Here is an 11,619-nt window from a genome sequence, read left to right as displayed (position 1 = left end):
CCATGAGGTACAGGGCGAAGCTTGCGCGAGGGTGGCATCGGGCAGGTCAGAACCCGGTTTCTATCCGCGAGAAGACGAGATTGGTGAAGATGGAGATCTGCGAGCCGATGAAGGGCGCGGAGATGGCGATCGTGATGAAGATCGCGAGGATTTTCGGCACGAAGGTCAGGGTCATTTCCTGCACCTGCGTCAATGCCTGCACGAAGGCGATGGCGACGCCCACCAGCATGGCGACAAGCACCGCCGGACCGGAGGCCACGACGACCGTCCAGATGGCTGCCTGCGCTATGTCGAGGGCGTCTGCCTCATTCACGTCTAGGTTTCGCTCGCCTTGGTTTCGCTGACCTTCACGCCGGGGCCGATGACGAGCTTCGTGCCCGAATCAAGCGTCGCGACGATACCGTCATTGTATAGCGTCACTTCCTTGACGACGCCAGAAACCTTGCCGTCTTCGCTGGTGACGGTGCGGCCGATGACGGAATTGGCTTCCTGCAGCGATGTGCGCTGGAGCAGGCTTTCCAGGTTCTTGTTGGTCTTGATGGTCTGCTCGACCTGCGAGAAGGTCGCAAGCTGCGCCATCTGCTGGGTCGCGTCCATCGGCTCGGTCGGATCCTGATTCTTCATCTGCGCCACGAGCAGCTTCAGGAAGCTCTCGTAGTTCAGCGTCGCATCCTTGGTGTCCTTGGCCGAATCGGCGCCCGTGACGGTGGGCGTGTAGCCGGCAGAGGTCGAAGAGCCGACGGGGTTCGTGCTTACCATGGTGCAATCTCCCTGCGGATCTGCTCGATCGTGGCCGGCGCCATTTCCTGGTTGTTGAGGATGCGGTCCTCGATCGCGTAGAGGCCGCGGATCGCCTTCAGTGCTTCAAAGGCGCGGCCTTGCGTCACGAGCGCGTCGACGCGCTTGAGTTCGGCCAGCACTTCCTCGTTCTTGAAGCAGGACAGCAGCATGATGACCGACTTGCGGAACATGGCGATCGACTGCTCGGCGCCTTCCGGGTTGATCAGCGACATCTGCGCGATGAAATAGAGCTGGCGGAGCGGGGTGGTCGCCTGCTCCGGCTGCAGGACGTGGTTTTCCAGAAGGAAGGTCACGTCGTTGAGGAATTCGACCGCCACCTTGCGGTCGACCCTGAGGACGGCGCCGTTGACGAAAATGCGCTCACCGGACTTCAGCGATATACGCAGGGTACTTTTCATTGGATGCCATCCTTGATGATGGTGGTGATGTCGATGATGCCCTGGAAGTTCGTGGATTCGCGTTTGCGAATCTTTTCGATCTCCTTGAGGATCCAGATGGCGATCGAGATGAGATTGGCGCGAAGCTCGCCGTCGAGCTGGTTTTCCGGGTTGCCGAGATCTTCGACGAAACGGATCCAGACACGGCGGGTGAAATACACGGCTTCCACCGTCTCCTTGCCGTAGCCGCCCTCCAGGGCCATTGCCGCCTTCAGAAGCGCAATCGACCTTTCGAGGACCTGCCGTTCCCGATCCTTCGAGACGGCAACGCCTTCCTCCATGATCTCGGCGTATGAAAACTGGTACATTCAGACATCCTTCATGTGTGTCCGTACCCTCTGGTTCATCAGAGGTAATTCAAGAGACTGAGATTCTGGATCCTCGACGTCAGCGTGTAGGAAAGCGAAAGCTGCGACTCGAGCGTCGTCACGCGCGTTGCCGCCTCGTAGGTGTCGATCCCTTCCATATCCTTGATGCTGGTGTTCAGGATCGTGATCTGGGCGTCGAGCGAGACGTTGGCCTGCGTGACGCGCGATTCGGAAATACCGAGCTTCGAGCGTTCGCCGTCCACGCCGGAGATCGCCCGGCCCATATAGTCGATCGCCGCGTCGCTGACGGTCTTGCGCGTCTGCTCGGAAATGCCGAGCGCCAGCAGTTCCTGGCCCAGCACGAGGCCGAGCGCCATGTAACGCATGCCCGACGTGTTGGTATTGGTCGAGCTCTGGACGGTCTCGGCGGCGCTGACGCGGCTCTGCATGTTCTCGTCCGAGGCGTTCGACCAGTTCGCCTCCCAGTAGAGGTCGTCCGTGAAATTCGCTTCGAGGCCGTCGATGAAGTCCTGCATGGCGGCCGGCGTGATCTCCTCGGGCGAGGAATAGCCGTTCGACGTCATGAAGTTCGAAAACTCTGTGTCGAAGGCGATCTTGGCGTCGGAGGCCGGCGATTCCTGGAAATAGTCCTTGAACGGCATCACGTCGGAATTGATGCCGGCGAAGAGATATTCGCCGCTGAAGGACGTGTTGGCCGCAGCCGTGAAGGTCGATAGGGCATTGCCGATATTCTTCTGCGCCAACGAAAGCTGGTCGGAGGACGTGATGCCGGAGAGCGCGATCAGCACTTCCATCGCGTTGTTCGCCGCCGTCGACATCTGCCCGAGCGCCTGCTGCGAGGCCGCAAGCCGCTGGGTCGTCAGCGCGTTCGTGCTCTTCAGCGATTCCATGCGCTGGAGGTCGCGGTGCAGGTTGAGCGTGCGCGCCGTCTTGGCGCCCAGGACGGCGCCGACATCCGCATGGCGGCCGGTGACCGTCTCCTCCTGGAGCTGCAGCATCTCCTTCTGCGCCTTGGACACGGTGATCCGCATCGCATTTTGCAGGGAGACGTTGGAAACGAAAGAAGCCTTCATGACTTAGCCCGCCGCTTGAAGAAGAGCGGTGATCATCTCATCGACCGCCGCCACGAGTTTCGCCGACGCCTTGTAGGACTGCTCGAGATCGAGAAGCAGCGCCAGCTCCTCGTCGAGGCTGACGGCGGTCACGTTCTGGAGCGCTTCCTGCGTGCGGGCGAGCAGCGCATTCTTGTCATCGCCCGCCGTCGAGGCCGCGCTGCGGATTTCTTCCAGCCAGCCGACCGAGCCGGTCGAGAAGGCGAGGATCGTGCCGTCCGTGTCGATCGCCGCGGCCGGATCGAAGGTCACCGGCGTCTCGAAGGCGGTTGCGTAGCTGTTCAGCAGTTCAGAGAAGCTGGCATTGTCGTCGATATTGAAGGTGGCGTTGATGCCGTCGCGCAGCAACATGGCGTTGCCGCCCTGGCTGGTGATCACCGCCGGGTTCACCTTGATGACGGTCGCAAGGCCCGGGACCACGGCATCGACGCCGAGATCGTCGCCGACCGCCACGCCGTTGCGCATGAAGAGACCATCGAGGCTGGTACCCGCCACGTCCTCGGAGAACATGTTGATGAGGCCGCGGGAGATTTCGTCGAGCTGGGCCTGGAAGGTCGGTGCCGTGTGGTCGCGGAGCTGTAGGAGCGCGGCGAGCGAACCGCGGGCGCTGGTGTTGCCGCCCGCGCCGGCCTGCACCGGCACGCCGTCGATCAGGACCTGGTTGCCGTCGACCGTCGCCGTATATGTCGTCGTGGGCGCGAAGGTGACGCTGCGCTCCACCGTCTCGAACAGCACTGTGCCGTCGCTGGTATAGAGCGCGAGGTCGTTGTTCGTGCGGGTGACCGTCGTCACGCCCACGATGGAGGAAATCTCCGTCAGCAGCTTGTCGCGCTGGTCGAGCGCGTCGTTGTCCACCGCGCCAGCGGCAGTGCTCTGCTTGACCTTGTCGTTGTAGGCGCGGAATTCCTTGAGCAGGCGGTTGAGCTCCACCACGCCCGTATTGATGTCCGCATCCGCCTCGGCGCGCATCTTCTGCAGGGAGAGCGAGGTGCTGTTCAGCGAGTTCGCGACGTCGATGGCATCGGAGACAACGGTCTCGGCAAGCGAGACCTCGTTCGGCTTGTCGGCGAAGGTCTGGAGGTTGTCGCGCAGCTTGGCGAGGTAGGTGGAGGGGGCGAGTTCGTAGTCCTCGCCGCCGAGCATCATCTTCATCTGCGTGAGGCCGGCGAGCAGCGTGTCCTGGCCGGAAGCCTTCGAGATCGAGAGCAGGTTCTGCTTCAGCAGGGCCTCGTTCTGGGCACGCTGCGTTTCGACCACGGTGGCACCCGAGGTCGCCGTGGCGAGGATCGCCGCGCGACGGGCGTAGGCCGGGTTGCTTGCATTGGCAATGTTCTTCGACGCGACGGCCGATTGCAGGCCTACGTTGGAGAAGCTGGACTGAGCAGTCTTCATTGCTGCTGAAAGCGACATCGGGTCTACCTAACTCTCGTATGCACGCGCGGCTTGCGCCGCCTTTATCTCTTCAGATTGACGAGAACTTCCATGAGTTCCGAGCCGGTCTGGAAGACCTTCGAGTTCGCCGTGTAGTTACGCTGCGACTCGATCATGCTCGTCAGCTCTTCGGCGATATCGACGTTGGAATCCTCAAGCGCGCCGGAGATGATGGTGCCGTAGCCGCCGTTGCCGGCGTAGCCCATGACCACCACGCCCGAATCCGGGCTCTGCGCATAGACGTTGCCGGCGAGCGGCTTGAGGTTGTCCGGGCTCTGGACGTTCGCCATCGCGATACGGTACTTCGGCGCCATGTCGCCGTTCTCGTATTTGAGGAAGACGATGCCGTCGTCGCTGATCTCGTAGCCGGTCACACCGCTCGGGCCGATGCCGTCGATGTCGCCCTTGGCCGCGAAGGAAGCCGCAAGCTGCGTCGAGCCGCCGGACGCGCCGCCGATGGAAATCTCCAGCGGATTGAGCACGCCGCCGCCAATCGTCATGCCGGACGTGTTGATGTCCGTCGGCGAGACGAGCTTGCCGGTGGTATCGAAGCTCAGCGCCTCGGTCGTGGCCGCGGCTGCGGACGCGACGACGCTCGGCGGGGTGTCGAGCATGTCGTAGATGTTGCCGCTATCGGGATCCGTGTAGGTCACGCTGAGTTCCCACTGGCCCGGCGTCGCCGTCGTCGAATAGTTGAAGTCGAGCTTGCGGGTGTTGCCGAGGCTGTCATAGGCGACCAGCGAGGTCGACTTCGTGTAGGGATGCGCCTCGTTCGACGGCAGGTTCACATGCAGGTAGCCGCTGTTGGAAGCCTCTACATTCAGCTCGCCCGAGGCAAGGTTGATCTCCTCCAGGCCGGCAAAGCCGTTGATGACGATCGTCGGGTCCTCGGTCGAGGAATAGGGATAGCCCATCAGCGTGAAGCCGGCGGAGTTGCGCAGCGTTCCGTCATCCATCGGCGTGAAGGCGCCGGCGCGGGTCATGTATTCCTGGCCGTCCGAGCCCTGGACGATGAAGAAGCCCTTGCCGTTGATGGCGAGGTCCGTCGAGGAATTGGTGTAGGTGAAGGTGCCCTGCGCCGAAATGGAATAGCGCACGTCCGTGTTCACGCCGCCCGAATTGTAGGCGCCGCCGGTGGTGGGCAGGATCAGCGAGGAGAACTGGGTCGAGGCCTTCTTGTAGCCCGTCGTGTTCGCGTTGGCGATGTTGTCGGCGACCGTGCTCAGGCGGTTGGCCTGGGCATTCATGCCGGAAACACCCGTTCTCATCGTACCGTAAAGGCTCATGTCATTTCCCCGTTCGTCTCGTCACCACGACCCTATGGGACGGGCCTTGCGTGAAGCTGGCTGCCGGGGACCCCTCCCCGCCAGCCAGCAATCGGATTTCAGCTCTGCCAGTCGATGCAGTAGCCAAGGAAACGCTTGGAATCGATCGGGTCGAAACCGAGCTTCTTGCGCAGCTTCTTGCGCAGCTTGCTGATGTGGCTTTCAACGACGTTTTCTTCGACGTCCTCGTCGAAAATGCCGTAGATCGCGTTGAATATCTGGGTCTTGGAAAGCCGGCGGCCGCGGTTGGCGACCAAATATTCCAGGATGCGGCGCTCGCGGCGCGGCAGCGGAAAAACTTCGTCGTTGATCTCCGGATCGCGACCGTCGGAGAAGACGCGGATCGGGCCGATATCTGTGTGGTTGGCAAGCGCCTTGAGGCGCCGCCGGATGGCCGCCGCACGGGCCAGGATTTCACGGGGATGCACCGGCTTGCGCACGACGTCGTCGACGCCGCTGTCGAAAAGCGCAAGGGTGTTTTCGAGCGAGGGGGTGTCGCTGACCGCGATCACCGGCGCCTGCGAGCGATCCCGGATCGCGCGCGGCAGTTCCATCGAAACCTGGCCCTGGCCGATCAGGAACGCTTCAACCGCATCGATGTCCGAATCGGCCGCGGTGTTCACCCACTCGCCGAATTCGCGGGGATCGAATCCCGTCGAGGGCACGCCCTCGCGACCAAAAAGAGAAGTATAGCCGTCTTTAACGAGCTCGCGCTCATCAACCACTACGATCATTCGTCCGCCTCCGAATCAGTGTGGTGCCTCGTTCAGGCAGTGGTACGAATCGGGCGAATCACCGGCAACTAGAGGAACTAATTGGCTGCTTTTAATAGTTGATTAAGAATTGCGTGCCGATTTGGTCTACATATAGTAGCCGCTTCGATCTTTTGCCACAATTTTACGGTGGAAAAGTTAACAAAGGTTAACGCCGCGTCTTGCCTGTCCAAATCGAGGCGCATTCTTGCCACATTACGGCACAGGTCTTTGAAGGTGGAAAATTCAACTTTTAGTCGAATTACCGGCAGAACTGCTTCGCGTTCTGCGTCCAGCTTCCATAGCCCGTCGCCACAAGGTTGGCGATCACCCGGCAGACGTAGCGCTTCTGCGCCGGGTCATTGTTCGGGCCGGCATGATAGCGCGCCACGGCCATCGTCCAGGTCTCATGCCGGGCGTGCAGGCGCGCCAGGAACGCGGCCGCATATTCGACGTTCTTGCGCGGGTCGAACATCTCGGCGGGCGAGGCGAACTCGCCGCCGTGGAAGTGGTGGTTGATCTGCATGCAGCCGAGGTCGATCAGCTTGGCGCCGCGCGCACGCGCCGCCTCGAACGTCTGAAGCGCCTCGTCCCTGTTGGCACCGAAATAGGCCTTGCCCTCGATATTCATGGCATAGGGCTGGAGCGATCCCTTCCGGCCGGTCTCGGTAAGACCGACGGAATAGAGGATGCCGGCGGGAATATCGTACTTTGCCGCAGCCGCGAGGATTTCACGCTCGCAGCTGCCGACCGCGGCCGCCGCGTCAGAGATAGACACCGCCAGAGCGCACAGACTGGCTGCCAGAGAGACCAGAAGCGGTGTCCGACGTGTTGCCCTCATGAGACCTTCCCTCGCGTCCAAATGTGCCTGCCCCCTCGCCGCCGCGCTGTTCACGGCCATTGCCGCCCTCACGCGCCTGCGGCTGGTTGGAGAACTGCTGCTGCGACTGCTGGCTCTGTCCATCGCCCTGCTGGGTTCCCGCGCCGCGATCCGCCGGCGCAAGCTGTACGGTGATCTGGTCGACGCTGAAGCCCTGGCCGCGCAACGCCCGCACGATAGCGTCCTGATCGTCCCTGAGCTGGCGGTAGGCTTCGCCCGTCTCCACCTGCAGCGAGACGACGAGGTCGTCGCCATGAAGACGCAGCGTCGCCGTCACAAGGCCGAGCTCGATCGGGTTCATCTGGATCTTCAGCGTGTTGACGACCTTGCCGGTCGCCGCGGCTTCTGCATGGGTCAGCCCGCCGGTGGCGCTGAGCGAGGCCGTCCATTCCGGATCCTGCGTGATCGCGCTCGTCACCGCGGCGGCGTTGCCGGTCTGCGCCAGGGCGATATAACGGCGCGCATCCACGACCGTCACCGTCTCGCCCTTCGGCCCGATGGGATTGGCATCGCGCAAGCTCGCGCGGTCGCCGGCACCGCTGATGCTCATGTCGAGGTCGCGTCCCTTGCCGTCCGCCCGGACCAGACGAAAGAGCTTGTCGGTATCCGATTGCGGCACGTCGCCTGCGTCCGCCGCATCGAGCAGATCCGACGCCTTCATGCCGGTCGCCCCGTCGCCTGGCAGGTCCGCCTTGGCGGAGGCACGGCCACCCTGCGCCTTGGTATCCTGTACCGCGCCCGACGCCGCAACGCGGGCGGCAGCGGCATTGGCGACCGCTCCGTGAGGCACGACCACCGGTGCCGCCAGCAGTTCCAACAGATTGCCGACATCCGTTTCGCCTGGCGCCGACGCGTCGGCAGCAGCCTCGCCCTTGGCGTCCGGTTCGTCTGTCCCGGCTTTCAGCACGGCAGCCTTGGCGCTTTCGCGTCCCTCGGCACGAGCCTTGCGGTCCGGCCGCTCGGCGGCATCGGCAAGCGAGGCAAGTTTTTCGTCGAAGGAGGCGCTGCCGTCGCCATCGGCTGCCGCACCGGTCTTGCGGAGCGATGCGGCGAGGCTCGGCAGGTCGCGATGTGCCGCGGATGCCCGCGTGTCGCTCGCATGTTCGGCCTTTTCCTCACTCTCAGCACCGCCGGAGATCGAAACGCGACCGCCCTTGCGTTCGCCCTCCCCGCCCTTGGCGTTGAGACTGGCGATCGTGAGGGCGAAGTCACCCTTCTCGGACGTACCGGCATTACCATGCCCGGCCTTGCCCTTGGATGGCGCCTGCCCCTGCAGGGGCCCCAAAACTCCGCTGGCTATGGTGCTCAACTGCCTTCTCCTTTCAAGAGTGCGTCGATCTCGTCGAGCTTGGACCGGCCGGTCGACACGAAACTGTCGAATGCCGGATCGATGCCCGCCTTCTCCTGCGGCTCCTGCTGCGATGTCTTTTCTTTTTCCGGATCAGCGGCAGCGACCGGCATTTCCGCGGCGCCAGCCTGCGGGTCCATGGCACGATCCGCCATTTCAGCCTCGCCCAGCCCCTCGTGAGAGGCGTTCTCGGCTTCGACCGGCACCTCGGCTTCCTTCGTCGTCGCCTGCATCGCGGAAGCCTGCGGCGTGCGCAGGACCTCCTCGGCAACGGCGCGGGCGGCCGCCTTCAGCGCGCGGTCCTTGGCGGAGAGCTTGTCGTCCGGAATGGCGACGATCGAATCCATCGCCGCGGCCACGTCGCCTGACTGTACCGAGGCGAGTCCGGAATAGAGGTCCGCCAGCACCTTCGGCATGCCTTCGCCGTCCTCCGACAGAATCTGGGCGCGCTCGGCAGCGAGCGTGGCGAGCTTGTTCTTGCCCGAGATAGCCGCAAGCCGCGCCATGCGCAGATAGACCTCGCGCTGGCGGGGAACGTCCATGAAGGAGAGGATTCCGAGGATATCCTCTTCCTTCAGCGCATCGAAATGATCGACGGCGAGCTTCACGAAGAGATCGGCGAACTGGCTTGCATAGGGCGAGCGCAGGTAGCGGCGCGCATAGCGGTTCGCATAGGCCATGCTCTTGTCGATCCAGCCGGATTCGCTGGCAATATAGAGAGACCGGCGCAGCGCCGCCTCTTCGATGATCGTGCCGGGCGCGACGAGACGCGCCCAGTCGAAATAGCTGAGCGCCAGTTTCGGATCCTTGCGGATGACCGAATTGGCCGAGACAAGCGCCAGGTAGGGGCCGACGCGCGAGCGCTTGTATTCCGGGAAGATTTCCGCCAGCGACTTCACGCTCTGGCTGCCGCGTCCGCCGAGATAGTTGCGCAAGGTATCGGTCAGGCGGGAATCGAAGTGGCCGCCGATGTCCTTCTCGACGAGAAGGTCCAGCGTCTCGGGATTGCCGCCGCTCATCGCATAGACGAGCGCCGCGTCCACGTTGCGCGGATCGTCGAAGAGAGCCGGATCGGCCGTGCGCAGCCGCTCGTCGATGGTGGTCAGCAGGAAGCGCTGCATCTCCATCGCGGAGTGATCGCCGAGCACCACGGTATCCTGCACGAACTGCAGCGACCGGATCATCTTGTAGGGCGCAAGATCGTCAGAATTTTCGGCGCGCACGGATGCGGCGACCGCAAGCGTCGCGCACAAGACCGAACCCGTCAGAAGGAGGCGCCGGAGGAAGCCCATCGTCTCAGCCGCCCTCGGCCTGGATGAGGATTTCGATGCGGCGGTTGGCATCCGCCATCGGATCGTCCGGCAGCTTCAGGCGGCGGTCGGCAAAGCCCGTCACCTGGCTTACGCGCTTTTCCTCCAGTCCGCCGCGCACCAGCATGTAGTAGGCGCTCTGCGCGCGATCCAGGGAAAGACGCCAGTTGTCGTTCTTGCCGCCGGCGAAGGGGCGCGCGTCCGTATGGCCGCGGATGGCAATGGCGCCGGATCGGCCTTCGAGAATCTTGCCGATCTTCTCCATGGCCAGCACCATTTCCTGCCGCGGCACAGCCGAGCCGATGTTGAACATGGGCGTATCGAGCTGATCGGTGAGGCTCACGAGCAGCCCACCCTCGGCGGGTGTCACCGTCAGGCCCTCGGCAAGCTTGCCGAGCGTGCCGATCTCCTGCGCGATCTCTTTCTTCAGCGTCTCCGCCTGCTCTTCGTTCCTGGCCTTGGCGGCGTCGGCAGACGCCTGGTCGGCCGCGGCCTTGTCCTCTTGCGCCTGCTTCACCGCTTCTTCTGCATCCGCCTTGGCGAGCGCATCCTCCACCGTCCGGTCGGTATCGACGGCCGCCATCTGCTGCCCGGCCTCGCCGCCCTTCGACTGCGCCTCGCTGCCGGCGTCGGTAGCCTTAGAAATCTCCACCTGCTGCGTCCAGAAGTCGGGGTCGAACGGGTCGCGATAGGCCTCGCCACCATTGGCGCCGGTGGCCGGGCCGGAATTGGCCGCACCGCCCTCGCCCTTGGCGCTGACATTCGCCTGCTGGCCGACTTCCTGCGCGATCTCGGAGAGAACCGAATAGGGATTGTCGAAGAAATCGGCCTGCGAATACTTCGTCTCCTCGCCGGCCGTCGTGCTCTGGTCCTTGCCGTTTTCCGCGCCGTTGCCGCTGGCCTGCTGCTGGCCCTCCTCCTTGGACTTGTCCTGCGTCGCTTCGCCTTCCTTGCTGTTGGCGGGCTTCTTCACGGACTTGTCGGCCGGCTTGTCGTCGGTCAGCTTGATCGGGTTGAAATAGGAGGCGACGGAGGCCTTGGTCTCCTCGTTGGCGGCATTGACGAGCCACATGACAAGGAAGAACGCCATCATCGCCGTCATGAAGTCGGCATAGGCGATCTTCCAGGCGGCCGAATGATGGTCGCCGTCGTGATCGCCATGGCGCTTGACGATGATGATCTCGTTCTTGCCGTGGTGGTGATTTTCGCCTTCGCTCATGCAAGCACCTTGCGTACGGTGTCAGCCCAGGCCGACATCCGCGTTACCAGGACGGCGTCACCGAATTCTACCGTCAGATCGACATCCTGCACCTCGACATGCCGGAAGACCGGCATGGGCTCCTTGAAGTGCGACTTCAGTTCCTCGAAGAGGCTCGACGGCCCCTTCACCGTAATCGTGATGCCGTCGCCATCGTTGAGGCCCTCGGCAATCATGCGCGCGAGATCGGCGACCGCCCCTTTCGTCAGGACCTGGCTCATGATCGGCGCCAGAACCTGAGCGGCCTGCGCGGCGACAGCGTCGGAGACCTCGCCGGTCAGCGTGGAAAACCGGTGGGCGAGCGTCACCGCATAATCGCGCTCATAGCGTATCTTCAGCGCGTCGATCTCGGCCTTGTGCGCCTCCTTCAAGGCGGCGAGGTCCGCTTCGTGCCTGGCGTTCAGCTCCGCCTCCGCTTCGGAACGGCCCTGCGCGAAGGCCTCGGCGCGTTCCGCCTCCACATCCACAACGGGCAGCGACGGCGGCGCGAAAGACTCGGCGACGACGACCTCTCCCTCTTCGTGCGAAAAGCTCGGCGGCTGGAAGACCGGCGCCTGCACACGCGCCGGCGCGCCGAAATCCTTGAGGTAGCGGGCGAGATGGGTGCTCATGCGGCGCCCTCCGGCCGTGGCGCGT

13 protein-coding genes are annotated in these 11,619 nt (G+C 63.5%); all 13 read right to left on the bottom strand.

Annotation, left to right across the window (positions count from 1 at the left end):
• Positions 1-46: 46 nt before the first annotated feature.
• The gene (gene fliQ / locus Q9316_RS02765; protein ID WP_306033735.1) at positions 47-313 is read right to left on the bottom strand and encodes a flagellar biosynthesis protein FliQ; all 267 of its coding nucleotides are present in this window, start codon (positions 311-313) and stop codon (positions 47-49) included.
• Between the two features lie 2 nt (positions 314-315).
• Positions 316-759: a flagellar hook assembly protein FlgD gene (flgD, locus tag Q9316_RS02760; RefSeq protein ID WP_306033734.1), complete on the bottom strand. Its 444-nt coding sequence runs from the start codon at positions 757-759 to the stop codon at positions 316-318.
• The gene (gene flbT / locus Q9316_RS02755) at positions 753-1,199 is read right to left on the bottom strand and encodes a flagellar biosynthesis repressor FlbT (protein WP_306033733.1); all 447 of its coding nucleotides are present in this window, start codon (positions 1,197-1,199) and stop codon (positions 753-755) included. The genes flgD and flbT overlap by 7 nt, the downstream gene beginning before the upstream one ends.
• Entirely contained in the window at positions 1,196-1,546 is a 351-nt protein-coding gene (gene flaF / locus Q9316_RS02750) for a flagellar biosynthesis regulator FlaF (RefSeq protein ID WP_306033732.1), read from the bottom strand. Before flaF ends, flbT begins: the two co-directional genes overlap by 4 nt.
• Before the next feature lie 38 nt (positions 1,547-1,584).
• Entirely contained in the window at positions 1,585-2,640 is a 1,056-nt protein-coding gene (locus tag Q9316_RS02745; protein WP_306033731.1) for a flagellar hook-associated family protein, read from the bottom strand.
• Positions 2,641-2,643: 3 nt separating this feature from the next.
• The gene (gene flgK / locus Q9316_RS02740) at positions 2,644-4,089 is read right to left on the bottom strand and encodes a flagellar hook-associated protein FlgK (protein WP_306033730.1); all 1,446 of its coding nucleotides are present in this window, start codon (positions 4,087-4,089) and stop codon (positions 2,644-2,646) included.
• A gap of 44 nt (positions 4,090-4,133) precedes the next feature.
• A complete protein-coding gene (locus Q9316_RS02735) occupies positions 4,134-5,396 on the bottom strand; it encodes a flagellar hook protein FlgE (protein WP_306033729.1) in 1,263 nt (420 codons plus the stop codon).
• A 98-nt stretch (positions 5,397-5,494) separates the two neighbouring features.
• Complete coding sequence (gene rem, locus Q9316_RS02730; protein ID WP_306033728.1) at positions 5,495-6,169, bottom strand: transcriptional activator Rem; 675 nt, start codon at positions 6,167-6,169, stop codon at positions 5,495-5,497.
• A 280-nt stretch (positions 6,170-6,449) separates the two neighbouring features.
• Complete coding sequence (locus Q9316_RS02725; protein ID WP_306033727.1) at positions 6,450-7,028, bottom strand: lytic transglycosylase domain-containing protein; 579 nt, start codon at positions 7,026-7,028, stop codon at positions 6,450-6,452.
• Entirely contained in the window at positions 6,952-8,376 is a 1,425-nt protein-coding gene (locus Q9316_RS02720) for a flagellar hook-length control protein FliK (protein WP_306033726.1), read from the bottom strand. The genes Q9316_RS02725 and Q9316_RS02720 overlap by 77 nt, the downstream gene beginning before the upstream one ends.
• Positions 8,373-9,707: a chemotaxis protein MotC gene (motC, locus tag Q9316_RS02715; RefSeq protein ID WP_306033725.1), complete on the bottom strand. Its 1,335-nt coding sequence runs from the start codon at positions 9,705-9,707 to the stop codon at positions 8,373-8,375. Before motC ends, Q9316_RS02720 begins: the two co-directional genes overlap by 4 nt.
• Positions 9,708-9,711: 4 nt before the next feature.
• Positions 9,712-10,944, bottom strand: a complete 1,233-nt coding sequence (locus tag Q9316_RS02710; protein WP_306033724.1) for a MotB family protein — start codon at positions 10,942-10,944, stop codon at positions 9,712-9,714.
• Positions 10,941-11,594, bottom strand: a complete 654-nt coding sequence (locus tag Q9316_RS02705) for a hypothetical protein (protein WP_306033723.1) — start codon at positions 11,592-11,594, stop codon at positions 10,941-10,943. The genes Q9316_RS02710 and Q9316_RS02705 overlap by 4 nt, the downstream gene beginning before the upstream one ends.
• Between the last annotated feature and the right edge of the window lie 25 nt (positions 11,595-11,619).

The sequence above is a fragment of the Shinella zoogloeoides genome, from assembly GCF_030733845.1.
Classification (GTDB): Bacteria; Pseudomonadota; Alphaproteobacteria; order Rhizobiales; family Rhizobiaceae; genus Shinella; species Shinella zoogloeoides_C.
The sequence above is the reverse complement of the archived record's forward strand: the minus strand, read 5'-3'. Positions and strand labels throughout refer to the sequence as shown.

Bases quoted from the DNA above. Each gene is read 5' to 3' on its own strand.
- flgD (WP_306033734.1), bottom strand. From the start codon at position 759: ATGGTAAGCACGAACCCCGTCGGCTCTTCGACCTCTGCCGGCTACACG.
- flbT (WP_306033733.1), bottom strand. From the start codon at position 1,199: ATGAAAAGTACCCTGCGTATATCGCTGAAGTCCGGTGAGCGCATTTTC.
- flaF (WP_306033732.1), bottom strand. From the start codon at position 1,546: ATGTACCAGTTTTCATACGCCGAGATCATGGAGGAAGGCGTTGCCGTC.
- Q9316_RS02745 (WP_306033731.1), bottom strand. From the start codon at position 2,640: ATGAAGGCTTCTTTCGTTTCCAACGTCTCCCTGCAAAATGCGATGCGG.
- flgK (WP_306033730.1), bottom strand. From the start codon at position 4,089: ATGTCGCTTTCAGCAGCAATGAAGACTGCTCAGTCCAGCTTCTCCAAC.
- Q9316_RS02735 (WP_306033729.1), bottom strand. From the start codon at position 5,396: ATGAGCCTTTACGGTACGATGAGAACGGGTGTTTCCGGCATGAATGCC.
- rem (WP_306033728.1), bottom strand. From the start codon at position 6,169: ATGATCGTAGTGGTTGATGAGCGCGAGCTCGTTAAAGACGGCTATACT.
- Q9316_RS02725 (WP_306033727.1), bottom strand. From the start codon at position 7,028: ATGAGGGCAACACGTCGGACACCGCTTCTGGTCTCTCTGGCAGCCAGT.
- motC (WP_306033725.1), bottom strand. From the start codon at position 9,707: ATGGGCTTCCTCCGGCGCCTCCTTCTGACGGGTTCGGTCTTGTGCGCG.
- Q9316_RS02710 (WP_306033724.1), bottom strand. From the start codon at position 10,944: ATGAGCGAAGGCGAAAATCACCACCACGGCAAGAACGAGATCATCATC.
- Q9316_RS02705 (WP_306033723.1), bottom strand. From the start codon at position 11,594: ATGAGCACCCATCTCGCCCGCTACCTCAAGGATTTCGGCGCGCCGGCG.